15 protein-coding genes are annotated in these 25,831 nt (G+C 38.4%); 14 read left to right on the plus strand and 1 reads right to left on the minus strand.

The genetic code is table 11. The features are described 5' to 3' along the window. The first annotated feature begins 249 nt into the window (after window positions 1-249). The 3 genes from CPT03_RS03945 (at window position 250) to CPT03_RS03955 (ending at window position 3,839) form a co-directional block, all read left to right on the plus strand. The gene (locus CPT03_RS03945) at window positions 250-2,829 is read left to right on the plus strand and encodes a TonB-dependent receptor (protein ID WP_172954136.1); all 2,580 of its coding nucleotides are present in this window, start codon (window positions 250-252) and stop codon (window positions 2,827-2,829) included. A 201-nt stretch (window positions 2,830-3,030) separates the two neighbouring features. Then, window positions 3,031-3,393, plus strand: coding sequence for a hypothetical protein (locus CPT03_RS03950; RefSeq protein WP_245869968.1), 363 nt, complete (start codon window positions 3,031-3,033; stop codon window positions 3,391-3,393). Between the two features lie 266 nt (window positions 3,394-3,659). Next, complete coding sequence (locus CPT03_RS03955; protein ID WP_068893411.1) at window positions 3,660-3,839, plus strand: histone H1; 180 nt, start codon at window positions 3,660-3,662, stop codon at window positions 3,837-3,839. A 105-nt stretch (window positions 3,840-3,944) separates the two neighbouring features. Here the strand turns inward: CPT03_RS03955 and CPT03_RS03960 are convergent, their stop codons facing one another. Further along, entirely contained in the window at window positions 3,945-5,123 is a 1,179-nt protein-coding gene (locus CPT03_RS03960; RefSeq protein WP_216641603.1) for a PAS domain-containing sensor histidine kinase, read from the minus strand. A gap of 297 nt (window positions 5,124-5,420) precedes the next feature. Between CPT03_RS03960 and CPT03_RS03965 the strand changes: the two genes are divergently transcribed. The 11 genes from CPT03_RS03965 to CPT03_RS04015 all read left to right on the plus strand — a co-directional run bounded on the left by CPT03_RS03965 (window position 5,421) and on the right by CPT03_RS04015 (window position 25,827). After that, on the plus strand, window positions 5,421-6,332 hold the full coding sequence (locus CPT03_RS03965) for a bestrophin family protein (RefSeq protein ID WP_099437628.1): 912 nt from the start codon (window positions 5,421-5,423) through the stop codon (window positions 6,330-6,332). A 106-nt stretch (window positions 6,333-6,438) separates the two neighbouring features. Further along, window positions 6,439-7,014, plus strand: coding sequence for an RNA polymerase sigma-70 factor (locus CPT03_RS03970; RefSeq protein WP_099437629.1), 576 nt, complete (start codon window positions 6,439-6,441; stop codon window positions 7,012-7,014). A 72-nt stretch (window positions 7,015-7,086) separates the two neighbouring features. Next, window positions 7,087-8,103, plus strand: coding sequence for a FecR family protein (locus CPT03_RS03975; protein ID WP_099437630.1), 1,017 nt, complete (start codon window positions 7,087-7,089; stop codon window positions 8,101-8,103). A gap of 242 nt (window positions 8,104-8,345) precedes the next feature. Further along, complete coding sequence (locus CPT03_RS03980; protein WP_157766347.1) at window positions 8,346-11,654, plus strand: SusC/RagA family TonB-linked outer membrane protein; 3,309 nt, start codon at window positions 8,346-8,348, stop codon at window positions 11,652-11,654. A 10-nt stretch (window positions 11,655-11,664) separates the two neighbouring features. Further along, complete coding sequence (locus CPT03_RS03985) at window positions 11,665-13,263, plus strand: RagB/SusD family nutrient uptake outer membrane protein (RefSeq protein ID WP_099441000.1); 1,599 nt, start codon at window positions 11,665-11,667, stop codon at window positions 13,261-13,263. Between the two features lie 74 nt (window positions 13,264-13,337). Then, window positions 13,338-14,816, plus strand: a complete 1,479-nt coding sequence (locus CPT03_RS03990; RefSeq protein ID WP_099437632.1) for a glycoside hydrolase family 28 protein — start codon at window positions 13,338-13,340, stop codon at window positions 14,814-14,816. Then, window positions 14,813-17,062, plus strand: a complete 2,250-nt coding sequence (locus CPT03_RS03995; protein ID WP_099437633.1) for a GH92 family glycosyl hydrolase — start codon at window positions 14,813-14,815, stop codon at window positions 17,060-17,062. Before CPT03_RS03990 ends, CPT03_RS03995 begins: the two co-directional genes overlap by 4 nt. Before the next feature lie 236 nt (window positions 17,063-17,298). Further along, window positions 17,299-20,058, plus strand: coding sequence for a glycoside hydrolase family 2 protein (locus CPT03_RS04000; protein WP_099437634.1), 2,760 nt, complete (start codon window positions 17,299-17,301; stop codon window positions 20,056-20,058). 82 nt (window positions 20,059-20,140) lie between these two features. Then, window positions 20,141-20,359 (plus strand): hypothetical protein, encoded by a 219-nt coding sequence (locus CPT03_RS04005; RefSeq protein WP_099437635.1) that lies wholly within the window; start codon window positions 20,141-20,143, stop codon window positions 20,357-20,359. 74 nt (window positions 20,360-20,433) lie between these two features. Then, on the plus strand, window positions 20,434-21,660 hold the full coding sequence (locus tag CPT03_RS04010; protein ID WP_099437636.1) for a glycoside hydrolase family 88 protein: 1,227 nt from the start codon (window positions 20,434-20,436) through the stop codon (window positions 21,658-21,660). A 27-nt stretch (window positions 21,661-21,687) separates the two neighbouring features. Continuing rightward, window positions 21,688-25,827, plus strand: coding sequence for a two-component regulator propeller domain-containing protein (locus CPT03_RS04015; protein WP_099437637.1), 4,140 nt, complete (start codon window positions 21,688-21,690; stop codon window positions 25,825-25,827). Window positions 25,828-25,831: the final 4 nt, after the last annotated feature.

Below are 25,831 nucleotides of genomic sequence, written 5' to 3' on the forward strand. Positions count from 1 at the left end.
AACAGATTTACATTTTATAAAAATGAAAAGAAAAACATCTGCAAAAGGAATGCATTTCCTTTTAGACTGTTGTTGTTGTTGCTGATTCAGTGTGCTGTAATCACAGCTAAAACTAACACCTGTAAATTTTAAATAATAATAATTAGGGATGTCAAAAAAACATCCAGCTGGCATTGCTTTGCAATTTTTTTAGCTGGCAATACCAATATGTTAATCCTCATAACCAAACAATCATTTAATAATAAAATCATGAAAAAAAGTTTACTTATTCTCTTTTCATTAATACTTTCGGCAGGAGTTGCTTTTGCCCAAAACAAAGTAACGGGAATTATAAAGAGTGCAAGTGGCACTCCGGTACCAAATGCAACTGTGCTTATCAGGGGTACTAAGATTACCACATTTGCTAATGATAAAGGCGAATTCAGCATTACTACAGAGCAAGAGCCACCATTCTATATTCAAGTTAGCTCAGTTGGCTATAAAGCTCAGGATTTTCAGGTTTTGAAATTTCAGGATACTCCTTTAGAATTAACCCTTGTTGAAAATGCTCAGCTAGACGAAATTGTAGTAACTTCAAGAAGACGCTCTGAGGTTTTACAGGACGTGCCTATTGCAATTTCAGTTATTGGTGGCCAGGCCGCAGAAAATGCAGGAGCTTTTAACGTTAACCGTTTAAAAGAGCTGGTTCCATCTGTTCAGTTATATGCCTCAAATGCAAGGAACACTACACTTAACATCAGAGGCTTAGGCTCTACATTTGGGTTAACCAACGATGGTATTGATCCCGGAGTAGGTTTTTATGTTGATGGGGTTTATCAGGCTCGTCCGGCTGCAACTTCTACAGATTTTCTTGATATTGAACAGATAGAAATCCTTCGTGGCCCTCAAGGTACCTTGTTTGGTAAAAACACAACCGCAGGTGCCTTTAACATCACTACTACAAAACCTACGCAGGTTCCAACTGCAAAAGTTGAACTTAATGTTGGAAACTATAACTTCATGCAGGCAAAAACATCGGTTTCGGGAGCAGTAGCTAAAAACCTTGCCGCAAAATTAGCCATCTCGGGTACTCAGAGAGATGGTACGATCTGGAATACCAGCGAAGAGCGCAGATACAGCGGTCAAAATAACCTTGGGTTTAAAGGTCAGCTATATTTTACTCCTTCAGATAAACTACAGATATTGTTAAGCAGCGATGTGAGCATTCAGCATCCGGCAGGTTATCCATTGGTAATTGCAGGTGTAACTACTACAGAGAGAAGTGCATACCGTCAGTACGCCAAAATTATCTCCGATTTAGGATACGAACAACCTAAAATAGATCCTTTTTCAAGAAAGATCAATACTAATACACCTTGGAAACAAGACCAGTCAATTGGAGGTATCTCTTTAAACGTAGATTATAAAATAGGAAACGGAACACTTACATCTACTACTGCATGGAGGTTCTGGAACTGGGATCCTACAAACGACAGGGACTTCTCTGAAGTGTCTGCATTAACCAAATCACAAGGTAACTCACGTCATGATCAATATTCGCAAGAAGTTAGATATGCCGGTAATATCTCTGAGAAAGTAAGTGGCGTGATCGGTGTATTTGCACTTGCTCAAAATTTGAAAGGTTTATCTCAGACCGAAGAGGTAGGTAAAGATCAATGGAGATTTGTACAAACATCTGCAACTGGTGCTCAGGCAGGTTATACCACACCTGGTTTGTTAGATGGTTTTGGCATCAAAACCAATTCAACCATCAAATCATTAAGTACTGCAATTTTTGCGCAGGCCGATTGGGAGTTTGTTGAACATTTGCATGTTTTACCTGGTTTAAGGTTCACTTACGATAAAAAAGATGTTGATTACGACAGAACAACCTACGGAGGCCTTCAAACTACTGATGCTGCCTTACTTGCCCTTAAAGCTGCTGTTTATGCCAATCAACAATTCAATACCAGTACCGATAACAATAACTTATCTGGTAACATTACCTTATCATACCGTCCAACCACTAAGTTAAATGTGTACGGAACTTTCTCTACCGCCTATAAACCTGTTGGTGTAAACGTAGGAGGTTTGCCAACTACAAGTAACGGAACAGCCGATTTGTCTCTTGCGGTAGTAAAACCAGAATATGTTCAGCATTATGAATTTGGCTTAAAAACAAAGCCTGTTAAAGGTTCAATTGTAAACGTTACAGCTTTTAATACAGATATTAAAGATTATCAAACCAATGTACAATCTCCACAGCTAGGAGTAAACAGAGGTTACCTTGCAAATGCAGAAAAAGTAAATGTAAAAGGTATTGAAATTGACGGAAGCTATCAATTAGAACGTTTCTTAAGCATAAATGCCGCTGTAGCCTATCTGGATGGTAAATATAAAAAATTTACCAATGCTCCACTTCCTTTAGAAGAAACTGGTCATACTGAGCTTGTTAATGGTACAGCTACGCAGGTTGCATTTAAAGATGCTTCAGGAGGCAGATTGCCTGGTATTTCTAAATGGAATACCTCAGGAGGTGCTGAATTTAGTGCCCCCGGTAGAGTAGGCTCAAGAGATGGCAGGTTCTTTATTGCCGGTGATGTGAGCTACCGTTCAGAATACTCTTCAAATCCAACTCCATCAAAAGTGTTAAATGTTGAAGGATACACACTTATAAATGCAAGAATTGGATTCAAATCAGATAAAATATCCATTTTTGGCTGGAGCAGAAACATAGGAAACACCCACTACTTTGAACAATTGCAGGCTGCTGCTGGTAACTCTGGCTTATATGCCGGTGTACTTGGCGATCCAAGAACTTATGGCGCTACATTACGCTATTCTTTCTAAGATTGTTATTTAGTAAGCTATAGAAAAAGGGCTATTCTCATTGGAATAGCCCTTTTTCTATAGCTTAAAGCCATTATTTTTTATTTGAATTTTTGCCATTTTATGATCGTTCCATACCTTTTTCTTAAGCTATAATGCACCTGTTGGCATGGCCTTTGTAATAGCTATGTTACATCAAAACATCAAATTATGAAAAAGACAATGAGAATTTTCAGTCTACTTTTAATTGCTACGACGGTTATGATCGCCTGTAAGAAAGACACAGATCCGGCAGACAAAGACTTCTTTGTGGGGACCTATAGAGGATCTATTTCTTATCAAAAAGATGACAACACAATAACCAGTTCGGAAGGGAAGGTTACAGTGAGTAAAGTCGGAGAGACTTACAATTTTTTCTTTGGCAATAATATTCCTGATATAAAGGGAGTGAAGTTTGAAAAATCCAGCGACAATAACTATGTCAGCGTGGGAAGTGGAGTAACTGGTATTTCAATTAATGCCAGTACCTTAAAAGTGTTAGTTTCAAATAATGGAGCTACCTGGACAGCTGATTGCACCAGGTAATAAACAGCAATAAATTAAGCTTATTAGAAAACCCGTCATTAATGGCGGGTTTTTTTATAGGGCAAAAATTAAGGCTATCTGAAAGGATAGCCTTAAAAACCAAATATAAATTAAAATGAGTATTAATGTTTGTGCTTCACAGCATGGAACGTTGCTTTACCGTACTGACTTTATTATTATTCTTCTATGTTTACATTATTGGAAGAATAATAATAGCTATCCAATGCCAGAAACTAAATAAATAACAATAATTAACTTAAAACACTATGAGCAAGTTCGCGAAATTAAAAGAGGTAGTGGCCTCAGTAGAAACAGATGTAGAAAAATTTTATAATGCGGGTAACAGTGCTGCGGGTACAAGAGTGCGCAAAGCTTTACAGGAAATTAAAGGCCTTGCCCAGGAAATCAGAACGGAGATTACTGAAAAGAAAAACCAGGGAAAATAAGTTGTTGCGATCTTAGACCATACAATTTGTACACTCACCCAATTGATCAGGAAAAGCGTTACTCGAGCTATCCTGATCAATTGGGTTGATTTTTTTATACCCTAATTAATCCTTAAATGTTAGCACAAATTTTACACCCTCATTAACCTTGCTTTCTACATCAATATGCCCACCCAAGCTATTAATATGATTGTACACCAGATAAAGGCCAATACCTTTACTTTCTGTATGATTGTGAAATGTTTGGTGCAAACCAAATATTTTGTGTTTAACCTTTTCCATATCAAAGCCCTGGCCCTGATCAGTAAAAATCAATTGATGTACACCATTTGTTTTTCTGGTAGCGATAGAAATATCAGGGTGCGAGTCTGGCTTTGCATATTTTATTGAGTTTGTGATCAGGTTAAGGAATATACTATCCATGTAAACCCTGTTAAAGTTTATGGTTTCAAACTCCGAAAAATCAATATTAATAATAGCTCTGGAGCCAAGTATCAGCGAATTTATCGATTGAAATACTCCTTTCAGAGACTGATGAAGATTCAGATCCTCAGTAGGTACATGTACGCTTTTTTTCTCGCTGGCTGCGTCCAGATAATAGTTTAAAGTAACCTTAAGCCCTTCTGTTGTAGAGTGTAATATATTTACCAGGTTTTTGGTCTCTTTATCCTGAATGGTCGAAGTATCTAAAAGGCTAAATATAGCAAGCAAATTGTTTACAGGAGCTCTTAAATCGTGCGAGGCCATATGAGTTAAGTGCTGCAGTTCTTCATTAATCTTCGAAAGGCTAATTAAAAGTTTGTTCCGTTCCTCCTCAAGTTTCTTTTTGTGGGTTACATTCTTGGCAATTGCATAAACAAGTTCCGATTCTGGAACAGGAATTGAAGTCCATGATAACCAAACAATTTCACCCTTTTTAGTCTGATAGCGGTTTTCGAAATTTAAGAGCGGAAGGTTTTTTCTGAGGTTTTTTCTAAGTTCTTCTGTAATATTCTTGTCCTCCTCATAAACAAAACTATTAATCGGTCTCGAAAACAACTCCTCGTTGGTATATCCTAAAAGTTTAGAAACCGCCGGATTGATTCTTTTAAAATAGCCATCAAACCCCGCAATACACATTAGATCCTGAGAAACTTCAAAAAAGGGTTCGCTATCAAAATGATCTAAAGAAATTCGGAATTGGTTATTGGCTTTAGGTATCATAGGCCCAGATATTGTTTCCCCTTTTGTAAGGTTAATTGCTGTTTTCGTATTAAATCTACTAAAGTTTAGCAACTTGTTCATTTTATTCAGTGATGAATTATTTGTTTTTTATGGCCATTTATCATGAAAAGCACTTATTTGTTTGATACTCATTTGGTTTTATTTTTTACGAAAAGTGAAATAAAAATGATCCGGAAGTTGGCAATGCCGTTTTTTAGCATCATTTAGGCAATTCTCAATTGAATAAGCAATGTATAATAATTGTATTTGCATTGTTTAAACATTGTATAAACCCTCATCTTTTTACTAATTTGGTTCTTATTTCTAAGACAGAAATGTTAAGAATACTACCATTGTAAAAAACTAAAAAAGAATAAAATGCTGATAGAACCAAACATTAGATTAAGCCGGATTCTTAGAAATACATGGCAGGTAGATATCATTATGATTATCTCCTGTATAGCAGCCTACCTGGTGCGGACGGTTTTAATCAGGCATCACTTTGAAATTCCCTCTATAATTCCTACAGTTTTAGGTACAGCCATTGCTTTTTTTGTGGGTTTTAATAACAATCAGGCTTACGACCGCTGGTGGGAAGCCCGAAAAATATGGGGATCACTTGTAAACGATTCCCGATCATGGGCAAGGAGTATAATCAGCTATGTTTCGCAGGGCAAAGCCGATGATCTGCAATATGCTATTGTAAAAAAGAGACTGGTGTACCGCCAAATTGCATTTTTATATGCACTGAAAGCCAGATTAAGAGACGCTGTTGATGAAACCTACAGCCAATATCTTGAACCTCATGAAAAGGAGGAAATCAAATTGCAGGGTAATATAGCCAATGCCATTCTGATGCAACAGTCCAAGGCACTGCAACAATTGGAAAAAGAGGGGATGATTGATAGTTTTCGCTTTATTGAAATGAACCAATTACTGGTTAAACTTTGCGATGCGATGGGCATGACTGAGCGTATTAAAAACACTATATATCCAACCGCCTATATTTATTTTACTAAAGCCTTTATATGGCTTTTTGTGGTGTCGCTTACACTGGTTATAAGTGCCTTTGCAGGTGTATGGTCTATATTTTTAGGATGGCTGGTAGGTTTTGTGTACGTATCAACTCAGATCAATGGGATGAGCCTCATGAACCCTTTCGATAATAATTCGGCAGCAGTTCCATTAAATCAAATTACCCGTACTATAGAGATCAATCTTTTAGAAATGCTTGGCGAAACCAATATACCCGAGCCTGTAAAGCCAATTAATAATGAATACGTGCTTTAAGTTTTTTACAGAAAAGACCATAAATTTTACTCGGCAATAATTGTATTTTTTTAGTTACTTTTAGCAGCTGTTCAGGCCACCTAATGCCTTACAGGCCGATTTAATAATGGGGAACTATTCAAAACATACTGATGAAGAACTAGCCTTGTTGTTAAAACAAGCTGGCCCCGAGATTTTTAAAGAAATTTACGATCGGTATTGGGATAGATTACTTAATGCAGCCTATAAAAGGGTTAGAAACACCGAAACTTGCGAAGAAATTGTACAGGATGTTTTTACAAAACTCTGGACAAACAGGGCTTCGCTTGTATTTACAACCGGGCTGGGTAATTATCTGTATACCGCTGTTAGGTACAATGTGATAGATCATTATAGAAAACACGCCGTAAGGGAGAGTTTTATCAGCTCCGAACACGCTCATATAAAACTTGATAATTCTACAGAAGAATATGTTTTTCTTAACGATTTGAAAAAGCACATTGATATGATGATTGCTAAACTGCCTGATAAATGCCGCTCTGTTTATCAATTAAGCAGAATCGAGTTTAAAACAAATAAAGAAATTGCAACTGAGCTGAATATCTCTGAAAAGACTGTAGAAGGCCATCTAACAAAAGCACTACATAGCTTAAGAACAACGATTGCCGACCTTATGCCCATTTTATTATTTTTTTTAAAATAAGTTAAATTTCTAGCAAGGGTTATGCTGTTGTTATACGACATGCTATAAATAACCAATAGAGTTTAACGAAGTATGGACAATTTACAGCTTTCCAAATTATTGGAAAATTATATCAATGGCAATTGCACGCCCGAAGAGGTTTCAATGGTAAATCATTGGTATGATCAATATCAGGACAGTCCTAACCTTGTTCAGGGTTTATCCGAAGAAAATCAAAAACTACTAAAAGACAAGATCTTTTTAAATATAATAGCATCTTCTGATGAAGCAAACATCCCTGTTGTACCATTAAAATCAACACCAAAAATTGCTGCAAAGTGGCTTAAATATGCTGCGGCAGTAATTTTGGTGTTGTCTGTTGCCGTTCTTTTTTTTAACAGAGAACAATTGTGGAATAAACAAGATCAGGTGGCCAGCCAGCAAATTCATTTGGTAAACAGGACCGATTTTATTGTTAAAAGAGTACTACCAGATCAAAGTGTTGTTTATTTAAGTCCTCAGGCTAGTTTAACTTATCCATTGGAGTTTAAAAAGAATTCAAGAGATGTGGTTATGGAAGGGGAGTGCTTCTTTGAGATCACTAAAAATCCTGACAGGCCATTTATAATCAATAGCAATCACATTATTACCAAGGTGTGGGGCACTAGTTTTAGAATTTCAGATCATATAAATAGTGCTTCGGCAAGTGTAATAGTAGTAACAGGTAAAGTTTCTGTAAGTAAAAAAATTGTTGGCAAAAACGATGTTAAAACAGCCGATGAAGTGTTTCTGCTGCCTAAAGAAAGCATTGTTTTTAAGAAGAAAAAAGATGCACTTTATAAAAACAAACAAACAGATATGTCGTCCCTTACTATCTGGAACCACGTTGATCTGTCATTTAATGATAAAAAACTGTCAGAAATAGTGCAAGTACTCAGCTCAGAATTTAAGGCCACCATAAAAGTAAAGGATGAGGAGTTAAACAAAGTAGTGATGAATGCAGATTTGACCGATCTGAATTTGCCGGATGTATTGGAAGTGCTTAAAACTTCATTAAATCTGGAATATCACATTAATGATGATACCATTGTTTTAACCAAAAAGAATTAACCAAATAACCAATAAATAAACCTTCAAACCAACCTGTATGAAAAAGATTTTACAAACATGATCCCATAAGCTTTTTTAGTAAGTACAAGAGTGCTCGAACACTCCTGTACCTTGCTTTTAAGACCCCTTTTGTGACATCAATAAAATTGGTGAAGGGGCTTCAATTAATTATATTTTTTCAAATACAACCTTCTAAAATTATGAAATTTTATTTACATCATAAGCTTTTCTGGTGCAAAATCATGAGAATTACACTTAGTCAAATATTGGTACTGATACTGTTCACCGGTATCACTTATTCAAAGCCTACTCTGGCCCAGGAGGCATTGAATAAGAAAATAAGTTTAACCGTAGTGGATAAAACACTGACAGAAGTTTTGAGGACTCTGGCAGCGGCCAATAAGGTTCAGTTTATTTATAACCAGGATGTTATTCATTCCAGCAATAAAATATCCATGCAGTTTGATAATACTGAACTTAAAACTGTGTTAGATAAGCTTTTAAGCAAGTACGCTATACACTATCAGGTATACAAAAACAAAATTATTCTGATCGATGGCGAACGATTGGATACAAAACCACAAGGGGCCAGTTCAAAAGCCATTACGGTAACAGGTAAGGTTGTAGATGAGACCAATTTGCCATTAATTGGTGTCAGTGTTACTGTTAAAGGAACAAAAAATGGAACCATTACAGATATAGATGGAAAGTTTAAATTATCAGTTGATAATGCAAACGACATTTTAGTTTTTAAATACATTGGCTACATTACTTACGAAACACCTGTTAACGGTACCCAGCCTATAAATGTTCAGCTTAAGCCAGAAGATAAGTCATTAAGCGAAGTTGTTGTAGTTGGTTATGGTAAAAGTTCCAGAAAAGCTTTAATCAGCTCCATATCTTCCGTTAAAGGTGATGAGCTGAATAAAGGAGCAATTAGTGATGTGGGACAAATGTTGCAAGGTAAGGTACCGGGACTGAACATCAGCCGCAGTGGCGATCCAAACCGTAATGCCGCTATTGTAATGCGTGGAGCTTCTACCTTACGCGAAGGTGCACAGTCGCCATTATTCGTTATAGACGGCGTTCCGGGAGCAGATATTTCATTGCTTGCACCGGATGACATTGCCTCGATAGACGTTTTGAAGGATGCTGCTGCTGCTGCCATTTACGGTAACAGAGCTGCAAACGGAGTAATCATGGTAACTACAAAACGAGGTAGTGCAGGGCAAACCCAATTGGCTTACAGTACTTATTTTGGTCTCGAGAATGTATCCAACCAGTACGAGATGATGAACTCTGAGCAACTGAAAGCTTTTCTGGCCAGAAACAACTCCGCACTAACACCAGCCAATGATCAGGGTGCCAACACCAACTGGCAAAATGAAGTACAACGTAAGGATGCAATATCTCAAAACCATAACCTTTCGCTTAGCGGTGGTACGGATAAAACTACTTATAATGCTAGTATTAACTATTTCAAGCAACAAGGTATTGTAAGAACAAGTGATTTGGGCCGTTTTATTGGTCGTATAGGTCTTGAACAAAAAGCCCTGAATGACAAATTAAAAATCGGATTGAACCTGAGCAATTCAATTAGCGATGCCGATCTGGTACCTTATCGTAATACAGTACTTTCTCAGATGCTTACTTACCTGCCTACATCGCCGGTAAAAAATCCTGATGGATCTTATTTTGATAACCTGATTCAGACCAGTTATTACAATCCGGTATCTATGCTGGAGAACGCAACAGAGAACCTGAAAACTAAAAATATATTAGGAACCTTTACTGCAAACCTTAAATTGCCTTTTGGTTTCTCATATGATGTTGCTGCTTCCTATCAGAACACCCAAACTGTATATGGCGCCTTTTACAATAGCATTTATACATCCAGATATAATAACGTAAGGAACACGCCCGATCCTCCGGCAAATCCTTCCTTTGTTTCACTGGTGGGTAAAGATGGTTTAGCCTTAAGAAACGCTTACCAGAATACCAATAAGATCGTAGAAACTTACCTAACCTGGAACAAAAAGTTTGGTGATCACGATATCAATGCAGTAGTTGGATATTCTTATCAGCAATCGCTGAACAACGATGGGTTACAAACTTCCTCAACAAACTTTCCTATCAATCAGGTAGGTTATTACAACCTGAGCTTGGGTAACCCTTATGCAATTACCGATTTTCGTGTAAACTACGGTCCTGAATACCTTTATCAGGAAATTCTATTAATTTCTGACTTTGCAAGGGTAAACTATAACTATAAAAATAAATACCTGTTGCAGGGATCTATTCGTAGAGATGGTTCAAATGTTTTTGGTAACAATCAGAAATGGGGTTACTTTCCTTCTGTAGGTGCCGGCTGGAATATTGACCAGGAAAATTTCTTGAAAAATCAAAGCCTGATCAGCACGTTGAAACTACGTGGAAGTTATGGTATTGCCGGAAACTCGTTGGGCTTTGCACCATTGACTACAAAATTGATCTATGGCGCAGTTGGACAGTTTTATTACAACGGATCTCCTAGAGAAGGTGCTTATGGTGCTATTCAAAATGAGAACCCAAATTTGCGTTGGGAAAAAACAGCTACCGCAAACATTGGTATGGACTTCAGCATCTTTAAAGGAAGATTGGGCGGTTCAGTAGATTTTTATGATAAAAGAACTACAGACCTGATCATTGGTTTTGATGTTGATCAGAACCTTTATCCTTCAGGTCAGCTAACAGCTAACGTAGGTAAATTAAGCAATAGAGGGGTCGAGATTGTGCTGAATGGTACACCGGTAAGTAATGACAATTTCACATGGACTACAGGAATTAACCTTGCCCACAACGTTAACAAAGTACTTACACTTTCAGACAGCCAGTTTAAAATCGACGATAGGCTGATTTTTCAACCTGACGGTGGTGGACAAAGCGGTGCAACATTACAGATTCTATCTCCAGGGCAGCCAATTGGAACATTCTTTACCTTTAAATATGCAGGTAAAGATGCCAACGGAGTTTCTCAATATTATGATGCAGCCGGAAATATCAAAACACAGGGCTTGCTAAATAAAACTGATTATTACGTAATTGGTAATGCACAACCTAAGGCTTTAATTGGATGGACAAACTCGGTAAACTATAAAAACTTTGACCTGAGTGTTTTCGTAAGAGCGGTATTAGGTAACAAGATCATGAATGTAACCAGGGCCGATCTCTTCCGTCCAAACACAGCTCAATTTACCAACATACCTGTTGAAGTAGAAAATGAGTCGACCGCAGATTTCAACTCTTATAAGTATTCTTCTCGCTTTTTGGAGAATGGCAGCTACCTGCGATTGGACAATGCAACTTTAGGCTACACCTTTAAGAAAAACATTATTCCCGGGGTTAGTTCGTTGCGCCTATACACTACTGCCAACAATTTATTTGTGATTACCGGATATAAAGGTATTGACCCAGAGATTAATCAGGGTGGCCTTGCGCCAGGTGTAGACACCAATAACTTTTATCCAAAAACAAGAACATTCCTGTTCGGTTTAAATGTATCATTTAATTAAAAAGAAGAAGATGAAAAACCTTATAAACATAGCAACCGGAGTAATTTTATCTCTAACAATACTAACGTCGTGCCATAAACTGGATCTGGAGGTAAAAACCCAGTTAACTCCTGAAACCTTTCCTCAAACAGATCAACATTTTATACAATTAACCGGACAGGTGTATGTACAGTTACGTCAGGGCATTACCACCGATTATTTTTTCATGCAATCGTTAAGTACCGATGAATCTATTATGCCTGCAAGAGGAGGTAACTGGTATGATGGTGGCCGGTATGAACAACACCATAAACATACCTGGGATCCTGATAATGGCCACGTGAGCAGTGGCTGGGGATGGTTGTCAAGTGTAATCAGCAAGGCCAACCAAAGTTTGTTCTTACTTAAAGATGCACCGGAATCTGCCGCTAAAACTACAGCTTTAGCAGAAGTTAGAGCCACACGTGCATTGGCCTTTTTCATGATGATGGATCTATGGGGCAATATCCCCATCGTTACAACTTTTGGTGAAACTACACCTCCGGAAACAAAATCCAGAACAGAGGTTTTTAACTTCATTGAGGCCGAGCTTAAGGAAGTTTTACCTAATCTGAGTTCAGTTGTAGGAGCTGCAACTTATGGTCGCCCTACTAAATACACTGCTAATGCAATATTGGCTAAGATGTACCTGAATGCTGAAGTATACACCGGAACACAACGCTATAATGATGCTGTAGCACAGTGCGATGCCATTATTACAGCAACGGGAAGTCCATTCGCTTTAGAATCAGACTATAAAAAGATGTTCTTTATAGATAATGGACCTCAAATTAAAGAGTTTATTTTCGCTTTACCCTTTGATCCGGGCTTCTCAAATGGCTATCTCTTCTTTGCAAGGTATTCGTTGCCTCGTTCGTTACAAGCAAAGTTCAGCTTGAAACATACGCCAAGTGCACCTATGAGTACGCTACCTGAATACTATGCAAATTTTAATGACCCTAATGACAAGCGAAATTCGCAATGGATTAAAGGACCACAATTCTTGTTTTCTGGAGCACCTGTAAATGTATCTACCACAAAGAAAGGATACGATCAATTCTATTCAGGATCTGATGGTGCAACTCCAATCACTTATCAGGTAGACATTACACCAAATGTAACTTTACGTGATGCCTCAAGACCATTCGATGCAGGTAATGATGAAATCGCCTGGAACATGGGCTATCGTAACAATAAATTCTATTGCGACAGTACTTCATCAAACAGGAATCAAAATAATGATTTTCCAATGTTCAGGTATTCTGATATTTTATTGATGAAAGCAGAAGCCATATTGCGCGGAGCAACTCCTACACAGGGCCAGACCGCTTTATCACTGGTAAATCAGCTGCGTGCAGTACGTACTACCACTGCTGCCTGGACCTCAGTTACGCTGGAAGACCTATATAAAGAACGTTGCAGGGAGTTTGCCTGGGAGTGCTGGCACCGTAATGACATGATCCGCTTTGGAAAGTATGAAGGAGCATGGGGCTTTAAAACAGACAATGATGTACGAAGACGTTTGATGCCAATACCAGCTAGTGCAAGAGTACTCAATCCCAAACTGGTACAAAATCCGGGATATAATTAAAGCTTTTCGTCATCCTGAATTTATTTCAGGATGACGATTCTGCTTATTACTTACAATCATATACCTGGAAAACTATGAGTAAAATAATCCCCTGTAAACTTATTTTAACTATCCTTTTGATATGTTTTGTGCCGTTAATTTCAATGGCCATTAACCCAAATAATATTGTTAAAGAATACGATATTACTATCTACGGCGCAGTTGGCGATGGCCAAACAGACGATGCCTTCGCAATTCAAAAAGCAATTGATGCCTGTTCTGCTGCTGGTGGCGGAAGGGTAGTTATACCTTCAGGGAAAATCTATCTGGCGGGTCCATTTAAACTTAAATCCTTTGTAGAATTTTATATCGAAAGCAATGCTAAAATATTGGCCAACCCCGATGAGAAAGTCTATACTGAAAGTGCTTTTCGTGAAAATAAAGGCGAAGGAACCATATGGATTGGCGGCGAAAAGCTCGTAAATGTATCTATTAGTGGAACCGGAACAATTGATGGTAACGGAATCTCTTTTATGGGAGCCGAACTTGAAGATTCGTATGTATTAAAGCCCTTTAATATCATTGACCCAAGGCCTCATATTCTAACCATTATTGGTGGCAAAAATATCCGTATAACTAACGTTACCATTCAAAACTCTGCATATTGGACAGTTCATTTAATTGGCTGTGACGACGTTGTAATAGACAATATTACCCTCTTGAACAGTTTAAAAGTTAGAAACAGCGATGGGATTGATCTTGATCACAGTAAAAATGTGCGGATTAGCAATTGTTATATAGAATCTGGAGACGATTGTATCTGTTTAAAAAACAGACGCGAATATGAAGAGTTTGGTGCTTGCGAAAATATTACCGTTAGCAATTGTACCATGAGCTCTCGTTCATGCGCAATTAAAATAGGTTCAGAAAACATGGATAGTATAAATAATGTGCTAATAAGTAACTGTATCATCAGTAAAAGTAACAGAGGAATTGGCATACAGAACCGTGATGAAGGAACAGTTTCTAATGTAGTGTTTTCGAATATAATTATTGATTCGCACTTGTTTTCTGATGTTTGGTGGGGCAAGGCCGAGCCCATTTATGTAACAGCCTATCCAAGGGCAAAAGGAAATAATAAAGATGCCGGCTGGCGTTTTCCTAAAGGGCAAACTGAAGGGAAAGTGGGAGCAGTAACAGATATTTATTTTAATAACATTAAGTGTGTAAGCGAGAATGGTATTTATGTAGGGGCCGAATCACCAGATAAAGTATCAGGAGTTGTTTTTGATGGAGTTGATGTATTCATTAACAAAACAACTGAACTCCCTGGAGGGGTTTACGATCGTCGCCCAAGCAATGTTGAAGGTCTTTTAAAAGCCAAAACATCAGCCTTTTATCTTGATAAGGCCGGTAAGGTTACCATAAGGAATTGCAGTGCAACATGGGGTAAAAACAGACCAGCTTATTTTGCCCATATATTGGAAAGTAATAGCGTTGTTGATTTAAAAACAATTAACTTGGGCGGAGAATCTGCATTTCCTTCAAAAGTCGAAGCAATAAAAAAGCAATGAGAAACATCTCCCTTATTTTTCTACTTGGCCTTGGTTTATCCACAAAAGCACAGGATGTTGTGCAATATGTACAGCCCCTGGCAGGTACTGCTGCCAGCACAACCAGTGCTGCTTTAAAGCACGGTAGCGGAACCGAGCTCAATGCCAATACTATTCCGGCTGTGGGCCTACCTTTTGGGATGACACAGTTCAGTCCCGAAACACGCAAATCAGAAACAAAATGTCTTCCTCCATATCTTTATAAAGACAGTGTGCTTACAGGCATCAGGGCTACCCACTGGCTAAGTGGCTCCTGTACACAGGATTATGGTAGTTTTACCGTTATGCCCATTATGGGTGGTTTAAAGACAAAGCCAGAAGCATACGGAGCTTCTTTCTCACATAAAGACGAGATCACGGCCCCAAATTACTATAAAGTGAACTTGCCGGGCTACCAACTTGATGTAGAGTTTACTGCAACACTTCGTTCATCGATGATGCAGTTTACAGCGCATCGCGCAGATAGCCTCTATCTGCTGATTATGCCAAATAGTGATCAGGGAAAAGGGTTTGTTAAGGTTGATAAAGAAAACGGTATAGTATGGGGTTACAACCCAGTTCACCGCATTTATCAGGGCTGGGGCGAACCTGCGGGCTTTAATGGTTTCTTTTATCTGAAAGTTGAAAAGGCCATAACCAATCATGGAACATTCAGCTCAACCGGAATATTTAATACGGATTCTATTGCTAACCAAAAAGATATTGGGACCTACCTGGGTTTTAAGGTAAACAAAGGAGACATACTAAGAATTAGGGTAGGTACTTCTTTCAGTAATTTAGAAGGAGCCCGGAAAAATCTGGAGCATGAGATCACAAATTGGGATTTTTCAGCTCTGACAGCCAAAAACAAACAAATTTGGCAACAGGCCTTGAGCCAGATAAAAGTAGAAACGCCGATCCTTAAAGATAAACGTATATTTTATACTGCATTTTATCACAGCATGCAGCACCCACGATTATTTAATGACGTTGATGGTACTTACCCTCGATTTTCAGGAAACTATCAGTTAGAAAAACTATCAAAAGGCAATTACTATGATGATTTTTCAATGTGGGATATTTACCGTGCCCAATTGCCCTTATTTGAACTCCTGAAACCTGAACTGATTAATGATGCAGTTCAATCTATGATCCTGAAAGGGAGCCAGGGAGGCTGGCTGCCTATTTTTCCATGCTGGAACAGCTATACAGCAGCAATGATTGGTGATCATGGAACAGCCTTTATTGCCTCTGCATATACAAAAGGGATCCGTAACTATGATGTGAATGAAGCTTACCGACTGATGCGCCAAAATGCCTTCGAGAGCCCATCAAAAGCAGATTATATAAAGGGAAAAGGACGAAGAGCATTAGATACCTACCTGAAATATGGTTACATCCCAATGGAAGATGGTGTTCCTGATGCCTTTCATAAAAAGGAGCAGGTAAGCAGAACTTTAGAATATGCTTATGATGATTATGCTTTGGCTATGGTGGCAAAAGGATTGAATAAAACCGCAGATTATACCGAATTAATAAAGAGAAGTAAAAATTACCGCAATGTTTTTGATCCAAAGGTGAACATGGTGCGGGGCAGGTATATTAATAAAAGCTGGTATGAACCTTTTAAAGGAAATGCCAAAGAACCATACATTACCGAAGGTACACCGGGGCAGTATACTTTTTATGTGCCACATGATGTTCCGGGACTAGCAGCATTAATGGGAGGCAGGGCCAAACTTGAACAATCTTTAGATACACTTTTTAATGGTGGGGAGTATTGGCATGGAAATGAACCGGGTCACCAGATTCCCTTTCTATATAATTATACCGCTGCTCCGTGGAAAACCCAGCTTAGGGTAAAAGAAATTCTGGCAAATGAATATAGCGACGGGCCTGGAGGGTTGAGCGGTAATGACGATGCCGGCCAAATGTCGGCATGGTATGTATTTGCATCCCTTGGCTTTTATCCGGTAGATCCCGTTTCAAATAATTATTTGCTAACTGCTCCCTTATTTGATAAGATTACCATTACTCTTCCAAATTCAAAAAAACTAACCATCACCACGCATAAACAGTCTAAAGACTCAGGCTATATTTCAGCTATACGGTGGAACAAGAAAGCGTATGCTAAAAATTTTCTTAGCTATGAAAAGCTAAAAGAGGGAGGGCTTATTGAAATTACTTTAAGTGACAGGCCCAATAAAAAGTGGGGCTTAAGTCTATAATTTCTTTTGCTATTCTTTTGCTTTCCTTTTGCTATTGTTTTGCTATTCTTTTGCTCAAGCAAAAGAATAGCAAGGTTTGTTCAAAATAAAGAACAAATTAGGTATTGACTGTGGTTTGTTTAACTGTTATATTATCAGTGTGTTATGTTGGTAATTATATGAAAAATTATTAGTTAATTGAGTAAAAAGGGCATTACATTTCTTTATTTAACGCCATCCTCTATTATCTTACCAGTATGAAACGAATTATTTTCTCCGCTTTGTGTTTTTTAGGCCTTGTCTCTACCGAAGCTATAGCTCAGCAGACCAAGCTTGTTTACTTATCTGGAACTGATAAAGATCATACCATTAACTGGGACTTTTTTTGTACCCAGGGAATGAATAGTGGGAAATGGACAAAAATACCCGTTCCATCGCAGTGGGAACTTCAAGGATTTGGCGGCTATAATTATGGCCATGATAAGAAAAAGTGGGAGGAGCAGGGGTTGTATCGCTATAATTTTAAAGCAGATAAAAGCTGGTCTGATAAAGAGATTCAGCTTGTATTTGAAGGGGTAATGACTGATGCTGAAGTCAAAATTAATGGTCAGCTAGCTGGTGCCATACATCAGGGTAGCTTTTATCGGTTCAATTATTCGGTAAGTAAGCTGTTAAAATTTGATGCTGAAAATTTACTGGAAATAACAGTAAGCAAGCAAAGTGCTGACCCAACTGTAAACGATGCTGAAAGAGAAGGTGATTTCTGGGTGTTTGGAGGTGTTTTTAGACCCGTTTATCTTAGAATAATGCCTAAAACATTTATAGACCGTGTTGCAATTGATGCCAGGGCTAATGGGGATTTTGGCGTTGATGTGTTTACTGGGAATATAAAGTCGGGCGATAAGGTGTCGGTACGCTTAAAAACATTAAAGGGAGTTGTATTTGGCACGCCAATAAATTACAACATAGCCAAACCTGCTGATTCTGTTAGATTAACAGGTAAGTTTAGTAAGCCTGCACTTTGGAACCCTGAATTCCCGAATCTTTACAATGCTGAGATAAGTATTCTAAGAAATGGCCGCACTGTAAACGTGTTAAATCAACGTTTTGGATTTAGAACTGTAGAGGTGAGGAAGTCGGATGGGATTTACGTAAACGGAACAAAGATTCTAATAAAAGGAGTAGATCGTCACAGTTTCTGGCCTGAAAGCGGCAGAACACTGAGTAGAAAAATTCATCTTGAGGATATTATGCTAATGAAAGATATGAACATGAACGGTGTTCGTATGTCGCATTACCCTCCTGATGCTGAGTTTTTAGATCTTTGCGATTCCTTAGGGTTATTTGTAGTTGACGAGCTAACTGGTTGGCAACAACATTATGGCACCCCTGTTGGCCGAAAGCTGGTTAAAGAATTGATTATTCGCGATGTAAACCATCCGAGCGTTGTGTTTTGGGCAAATGGAAATGAGGGAGGATTTAATTTTGACCTGGATAATGATTATGCGTTTTATGATCCTCAAAAAAGGGTAGTAATTCATCCCTGGAGTAATTTTAACAACATAGATACCAAACACTATCCTGAATACAGCTACATTGAAAATGCGGCAAAAAAACAGGATATCCTGTTGCATACCGAAATGATCCATGGTTTGTACGATGGAGGCCATGGTGCAAGTTTAGATGATAACTGGAAACTTATCCGCCAAAATCCAAGGCATGCAGGTGGTTTTCTGTGGGCTTTGACAGATGAGGGGGTGGTTAGAAAGGATAAAAGGGACAGTATAGATACGGATGGAAACCACGGAGCCGATGGCATTGTTGGCCCCCATCGAGAAAAAGAGGGGAGTTTTTATACCATCAAAGAAGTTTGGAGTCCGGTGCAGGTAAAAAAGCCTGATTTCGGTTCACAAAATGTGGTTGTTGAGTTAGAAAATACCTATTTGTATACCAATTTGTCTGATTGTAAGTTTAGCTGGCAGTTGGTTAAGTTCCCATTGGCAACCGAAAAGAAAGATGGATTTACTCAAATCTCATCAGGTAAGCTGTCAGTAGCTCTTGCTCCTGGCAAGACTGGTAGTTTTAAACTAGAGCTCACTTCAAATTGGAAGGATGCAGATGCCTTGCGTTTTACTGCCACAAACAAGCAGGGAAGGGAAATTTATAGTTGGATGTGGCCAATTAAAACTACTACTCAGATCGCACAGCAGAATCTGATGGCTATTGATAAAGAGAAAAGTAAAATCAGTGATTCGGAAAAAGAGAATGCATATGTTGTAACGCAAAACGGCGTAACTTATACTTTTGATACTCAAACAGGTTATTTAAAAACGGTTGAGAATAGTAAAGGCATAGTTTCTTTTGGTAACGGCCCTGTGCTTGCCGGTGTAAACCAATCGTTGCAGAGCTTTAAGCATACAAAAACAGCCGATGGAGGAATTATTGTGGAAAGCTCATATACAGGTGAATCAACTTTAAATGCCAGATGGGTATTTGTTTTAGGAAAACCGGTATGTCTGGAATATGATTATACGCAGACCGGAGCTGCCAATTTTTATGGGATAACGTTTAATATTGATGAATCTAAGGTAACTGGCATGCGCTGGCTGGGTGATGGTCCTTACAGGACCTGGAAAAACAGGTTAAAAGGAGTGAGCACAAGTGTTTGGGAAAAGAGTTACAATAACACAATAACGGGCGAAACTTTTATTTATCCTGAATTTAAGGGCTATCATGCGAATTTGTATTGGGCAGAGGTAGAAGCCGGAAATTCTACATTTAAAGTATTTACTGATAAATCAGAACTGTTTCTGCAAATGCTTAAACCAGATAAGGCACATACAACATTTATCTCTCATGTAAATCCACCGTTTCCTGAAGGGAACTTAGGGTTTTTAAATGCAATAGCTCCAATAGGGAATAAATTTAAGCAGGCGGATTCAATGGGTCCTCAAAGTCAAAAAAACATTTCTGTGAGTTCGAAGGTATCAGGAAAGCTTTGGTTTGATTTCCAATAGTACTGTAGGGCTTGTTTTAACATTTATTAAATTTAATTGTGATTTTAAGAGTATAGGGTCAGTTTCTTTCTGTCTTAATTGTATGAAGAAAAGGAAACCAAAAAAAGATGATTGTGAGAAAGAAGAGGGCATTTCTCTTAGTGTGGAAGTAGCTTCTTCACAAAAAATAAAGGAACACTGGCAAAAAATATCGAACAGGATTAATGGAATACCCAATGTGGTTTCCGATTCCGTTGGTTCAGCTAATAAAAATAATGACGATAATTTAATTCGGACGGACAATTACTGGGCATTATGGTAAGAGCAAGTGACCACGCAATAAACAAAATTTATTTTTTTTTGAGTATAACTGATAAATTTAAGTGTCATTAATATATGGCGACAATAAATACTTTCAGGACTCTTTTTTTTACAGCAGTAGTTGTTCTTGGTTGCAAGATTGGCTATGGGCAGGTAAACAGTCGCAAATCAATTGCGTATTGCGCTTCACAAATCAATAAAACCCTCGGTCAGCTTCCTGCTGATGGTGTAAAAAATATACCAAGAAGCATTCTTTCCGGTCAGCAGCAATGGCAGTTTATTAGTTATCAGGATTGGTGCAGTGGTTTTTGGCCTGGAATACTCTGGTATGCTTATGAAGGTACTAAGGACGCGAAATTTAAAGCACTTGCTGATGAGGCCAGCAGAGCACTAAAACCTTTATCCTTGCATAAGGCAGAGGATCATGATCTGGGTTTTCAGATTTTTAATAGCTATGGCAACGGTTACCGGCTAACCGGTAATCCTGAATATAAGGAAGTGTTACTGGCCGCGGCAGATACGCTGGCTACTTTGTTTAACCCCAAAGTAGGAACCATACTTTCATGGCCACGGTCGGTACCCAATATGGAATGGCCTCAGCACAATACCATTATCGACAACATGATTAACCTGGAGTTGCTGTTTTGGGCATCGAAAAATGGCGGAAGTAAAAACTTATATGAAATTGCTGTTTCCCATGCCAAAGTAACCCTTAAGAATCATTTTCGGCCGGATTATACTTCTTATCATGCAGTAGTTTATGATCGTGAAACGGGCATGAAAATAAAAGGGGTAACCCATCAGGGTTATGCGGATGATTCTATGTGGGCACGCGGACAGGCCTGGGCTATTTATGGATATACTATGTGCTACCGCGAAACGGGCGATACTGAATTTCTGGATTTCGCCCAAAAGGTAACTGATGTTTACCTGCAGCGGTTACCGGTTGATCTGGTTCCTTATTGGGATTTTAATGATCCTGCAATTCCAAAAGCGCCTAGAGATGCATCAGCTGCGGCTGTTGTTTCTTCTGCATTGCTGGAGCTCTCTACCTTAGTAAAGGATAAAAAAAAGGCACTAAATTATCGCGAAAAGGCCGGAAAGATGATCCGGTCTTTATCTTCTTCGGCGTACCGGAGCGGTGAAAAGAATAGTGCTTTTCTCTTGCATTCAACTGGACATAAACCCAAAGGATCTGAAGTAGATGCTTCTATTATTTATGCAGATTATTATTATCTTGAAGCCTTGCTGAGGCTGCAAAGACTTCAAAAAGGTTTAGGCCTTGCGGAAGCCTTGGAATAAAAGATTTTTAAGTAAACTGTATAGGGGGTGAGGATATCGCTTATTTTATTGCTTTTTATTTTTAGCCTAACAAGGCTAAAGGCAACCGATTTTCCTCCTGCAGGTTATTTGGGAATAGAGAATGGCTTGTCCAATAATCTGGTGCGTACGATTTATCAGGACCACAAGGGTTTTATGTGGTTTGGCACCAGAGATGGCTTGAACAGGTATGACGGATATGGGTTTAAAGTATTCAGAAACAAACTGAATGATCCACATTCTTTGGTACATAACATCATTCATGTAGTTACCGGCGATTCTAGGAATTATTTGTGGATTGGAACACGTCAGGGAATTAGTGTTTACGATGAGCTATCAGGAAAATTCAATACTGTAGCTTATCACTCTGCCAAAGGTACAGATACCATACGGGAGGTGATTAAGGATATTAAGACAACCCCGGATGGAAATGTTTTTATTGGATCTGAAGGTCTTGGTTTGCTTTCTTGTAAAGCCGGAAAATTTATTGCCGACCAGATTCCTTTGGTTGTAAATGGGAAAGAAACCAGGGAGTATGGGGTTCAAACTTTAAAAACCGATCAGAAAGGCAGGCTTTGGGTATTTGTTCAAAACCTTGGGTTGTGTATGCTTGATGAGCATTCTGGAAAACTGAAAATGGTTTATGCTGCGCTCAGCATGGCAGTTTGTATGGAAGTTGATGGTAACTCCATCTGGATTGGAACAAATTCAGGGCTATTTAGGTATAATATATTGGACAATAGTGCAGAGCAAATGTTTGCTGCGGGGAGTGTATCATTAACTAGTACCATATCTGCACTTAAGCTTGATCCTTCAAAAAACCTTTGGATTGGAAGCGGATCTGGCAGGATATACCTCTATAATAATTCCAGTTCTCAAATAGAATTTTTGAAAACGGCTGATCATAAAGATGGTCTTGATGGAGGGATGATTTATTCCATTTATATCGATAAGGATTCGAGGAAATGGATTGGTACTTCCTTTATTGGGGTGAGCATCATTGATCCTAATAAAAAGAAATTCCAGACAGTTGCCAATGAACCAGGAAACCAAAATTCGCTAACAAAAGATGGCGTAACGGCCTTTTATGATGATGGAGGCAATCAATTATGGATTGGTACAGAAAACTCAGGACTGAATATCTGGAACAGAAAAACAAATTCATTTGTTCAGCATAGAAATATCCCGGGAAATCCAAAATCAATATCCGGAAATTTTATTACAACCATTGTTTCTGATTATAAAGGAGAAATATGGATAGGGACTTTTGCTGACGGATTAAACCGATATAACAGATCAACCCAAACTTTTGAACGCTATAAGTGCATTAATCCTCAAACCGGAATAGAAAGTAAAGTTGTATTCAATTTGTATGAAGATGGCGCCCATACCTTATGGGCATCTACTTTACGTCGCGGTAGTTTATTAGGTGCGTTGTACAGACTCAATCGTGCAGAAAATAAATTTGAGCTTTTTGATACCCGCCTTACCGATCTGTTTGTGCTACAGGAAGATGTAAAAGGAACTTTTTGGGGAGGGAATCTGAGCCAACTGGTAAAAATTGATAAAGCTGGTAAAAAGCATCAATTCTTTAACATCGGTTATACTGTTCGGGTAATTTATGAGGATGCTAAAAGTAATTTCTGGATTGGTACTGAAGGAGGGGGGCTTTTGCTCTTTGATCGCAAAGCCGGTAAAATTAAGGCCCGTTATACTACAGAAAACGGACTATGCAACAATTCAGTACTAACCCTGCTGGATGATGAGAAAGGTAATTTGTGGATGAGTACTTATAATGGGATTTCTAAATTCAATATAGCACAAAAGGAGTTTACAAACTTTTACCAGAGCGATGGCCTTCAGAGCAATCAGTTTCAGATCAATTCAAGTCTTAAACTGAAATCAGGCGAAATGGTTTTTGGAGGTATAAAAGGGTTTAATATTTTTCGGCCGGCAAGTATAATACCGGTAAATAATTCGCCTAATCTGTTGTTAACAGGCTTAGATATTGATAATGTACCGGTAGAGCAGTATCCTTCTTTTATAAAAGGAAATAAGGATGGTCAGATTGTAGAGCTGAAGGTTCCTTATGATAAGGCTGTGTTTTCTTTTGAATTTACAGCACTGGAATACTCAGCCGCTAATAAAGTTTCTTATGCTTACTACATGGATGGATGGGACAGGGACTGGAATAAAGCAGGGAATTCGCGTACTGCTACTTATACCCATATGAATGAGGGGAGCTATGTTTTTAGGGTAAAGAATACCAATGTAGAGGGAATTTGGAACAGTAAGCAAATCAGTTTAAAAATTATTGTACTGCCACCATGGTACAGAACCTGGTGGGCGTATCTTATTTACTTTAGCCTGGTTGCTGCACTGGTTTACTTGTATTTCCTTTACCAGGCCAGACAAACCAAACTTACCTATGAGGTTAAAATTGCTAATTTGAGCGCCCAGCAAAAAAAGGCTGAATATGAAAAAGAACGCCTTGAACATGAAAAAGAACGTGTTATTAATGAAAAGGAAAAAGAACTGAATGAAAAAAGGCTGTCTTTTTTTACAAATATTTCTCATGAGTTCAGGACTCCGTTAAGCCTGATTATCAATCCGGTTAAAGATCTTATAGAGAAATCAGGAAATCGATCCTCTGAAGATATTGAAGAACTTGGTTTTATTCACAGGAATGCCAGAAGGATGTTGAGTCTGATTGATCAGCTTTTGCTTTTTAGAAAGGCCGATGCAGGATTTGATCATATCCGGATTTCGAAATTGAACTTTTATGATCTATGCAGGGAAGTATACCTGTGCTTTACCCAGCAGGCAGCTTCAAGGCAGATTCTGTATGAACTGGTCTTTAAAAATGAAGCACTGGAGATTTACGCAGATCGGGGGAAACTTGAGATTGTTTTGTTTAACCTGATATCAAATGCGCTAAAATATACCCCTTCTGGTGGAAAGGTGTCTATAGAGGTTACTGAAACTGTCAATGATGTGCTGGTTAAAGTTGAAGATACTGGTTCTGGTGTTCCTGCTGATGCAGGAGACCAGCTGTTTGATCGGTTTTATCAGGCCGTTAGAAAAGATGATTCCGGTAAACCGGGGTTTGGAATTGGCCTGTTTTTAGCCAAACAATTCACTGACTTGCACAATGGACAACTAAGTTACACCAGTAAATTGGGTGTTGGAACATCGTTTTATCTTACCTTATTAAAGGGGCAGTCTCATTTTTCAGAAGCCATTGTTAATCCGGATACTCAGGATAAATCCCTTTTATTTAATGAGATGCTGGACGAAGTACCGCCATTTTCTGATGAACTGAATGCTGGCAAAGAGATAGATGAGGAGTTGATCAGCGATAGAAAAAGCATTTTAATTGTTGATGATGAAGCAGATATCAGAACCTATATTAAAAGTATTTTTAAATCAGATTACCTGCTTTATGAAGCAGAAAATGGAACTGAGGGACTGAAGCTGGCTACTGAGAAATTGCCGGACCTGATTATTACCGATTTCAGAATGCAGGGTATTGATGGAATTGAGTTATGTGAAAAGATAAAAAATGATTCTGCGTTATCTTATATTCCAGTCATATTGCTTACTGCAAGTGCTTCTGCAGATATAAAATTAAAAAGTATGGAGGGCGGTGCTGATGATTATATTAGTAAGCCATTTGAAAAAGAATACCTGGTGGCCCGTGTGGCCAATCTTTTAAAAAACAGAAATAACCTGCAACGTTATTTTTATAACGAGATAACACTTCAGTCAAATAACCTGATCATATCAGAAGCCTATAAGGAATTTTTAGAAAGGTGCATCATCATTGTTGAGCAACATTTAAATGATGCCGACTTCGGAATTAAGGCTCTTGCAGACGAGATTGGAATGAGCCATTCCAATTTATACAAGCGCGTAAAATCTATTTCCGGACAATCAGTAAGCGCCTTTATCCGTTTCATCCGTTTGCGCACTGCTGCCAGAATTATGATCAATACAGATTGTAATGTAAATGAGGCAGCTTTTCAGACCGGGTTTAATGATGCCAAATATTTCAGTAAACAATTTTATAAATTGTTTCATTCCAATCCGTCAGACTTTATAAAAAAGCATCGCAAATCCTTTAATAAACGTTATAAATTCAAAGATTAGAGGC

Source organism: Pedobacter ginsengisoli (assembly GCF_002736205.1).
In the GTDB taxonomy this organism is placed as follows: Bacteria; Bacteroidota; Bacteroidia; order Sphingobacteriales; family Sphingobacteriaceae; genus Pedobacter; species Pedobacter ginsengisoli_A.

Excerpts from the sequence above, each read along its gene's own strand:
- CPT03_RS03965 (WP_099437628.1), top strand. The coding sequence starts at position 5,421 with ATGCTGATAGAACCAAACATTAGATTAAGCCGGATTCTTAGAAATACA.
- CPT03_RS03960 (WP_216641603.1), bottom strand. The coding sequence starts at position 5,123 with ATGAACAAGTTGCTAAACTTTAGTAGATTTAATACGAAAACAGCAATT.
- CPT03_RS04005 (WP_099437635.1), top strand. The coding sequence starts at position 20,141 with ATGAAGAAAAGGAAACCAAAAAAAGATGATTGTGAGAAAGAAGAGGGC.
- CPT03_RS03945 (WP_172954136.1), top strand. The coding sequence starts at position 250 with ATGAAAAAAAGTTTACTTATTCTCTTTTCATTAATACTTTCGGCAGGA.
- CPT03_RS03970 (WP_099437629.1), top strand. The coding sequence starts at position 6,439 with ATGGGGAACTATTCAAAACATACTGATGAAGAACTAGCCTTGTTGTTA.
- CPT03_RS03955 (WP_068893411.1), top strand. The coding sequence starts at position 3,660 with ATGAGCAAGTTCGCGAAATTAAAAGAGGTAGTGGCCTCAGTAGAAACA.
- CPT03_RS03950 (WP_245869968.1), top strand. The coding sequence starts at position 3,031 with ATGAGAATTTTCAGTCTACTTTTAATTGCTACGACGGTTATGATCGCC.
- CPT03_RS04010 (WP_099437636.1), top strand. The coding sequence starts at position 20,434 with ATGGCGACAATAAATACTTTCAGGACTCTTTTTTTTACAGCAGTAGTT.
- CPT03_RS03995 (WP_099437633.1), top strand. The coding sequence starts at position 14,813 with ATGAGAAACATCTCCCTTATTTTTCTACTTGGCCTTGGTTTATCCACA.
- CPT03_RS03975 (WP_099437630.1), top strand. The coding sequence starts at position 7,087 with ATGGACAATTTACAGCTTTCCAAATTATTGGAAAATTATATCAATGGC.
- CPT03_RS03985 (WP_099441000.1), top strand. The coding sequence starts at position 11,665 with ATGAAAAACCTTATAAACATAGCAACCGGAGTAATTTTATCTCTAACA.
- CPT03_RS03980 (WP_157766347.1), top strand. The coding sequence starts at position 8,346 with ATGAGAATTACACTTAGTCAAATATTGGTACTGATACTGTTCACCGGT.
- CPT03_RS03990 (WP_099437632.1), top strand. The coding sequence starts at position 13,338 with ATGAGTAAAATAATCCCCTGTAAACTTATTTTAACTATCCTTTTGATA.
- CPT03_RS04000 (WP_099437634.1), top strand. The coding sequence starts at position 17,299 with ATGAAACGAATTATTTTCTCCGCTTTGTGTTTTTTAGGCCTTGTCTCT.